The organism is Pseudomonas sp. BJa3, assembly GCF_026343815.1.
In the GTDB taxonomy this organism is placed as follows: Bacteria; Pseudomonadota; Gammaproteobacteria; order Pseudomonadales; family Pseudomonadaceae; genus Aquipseudomonas; species Aquipseudomonas soli.
This window is the reverse complement of the sequence record NZ_JAOXMC010000378.1, coordinates 1-253: the sequence shown is the minus strand read 5'-3', so window position 1 is coordinate 253 and position 253 is coordinate 1. Positions and strand designations below refer to the sequence as shown.

The window sequence follows — 253 nt, the reverse complement described above, 5'->3', positions numbered from 1 at the left end:
CAGCAGGTCGATTCGGAGCCTGGAGGGGCGCAACGAATGAACAGCACCACGCTTGAAGGCGGCGGCATCGCACGTGGCGAGAACACCCGTTTCATCATCCTGATCAGCTGCGTGGCCACCATCGGCGGCTTCCTTTTCGGCTTCGACAGCGGCGTGATCAACGGCACGATCGACGGTCTGAAGCAGACTTTCCAGTCCAGTTCCGCAGGCATCGGCTTCGAAGTCGCTTCCATGCTGCTGGGATGCGCGCTCG

The 253-nt window shown here is 61.7% G+C and carries 1 pseudogene; it reads left to right on the top strand.

From position 1 onward, the window contains the following. Positions 1-36: 36 nt before the first annotated feature. Positions 37-253: pseudogene (locus tag OH705_RS28090) on the top strand (hypothetical protein); the annotation flags it as partial.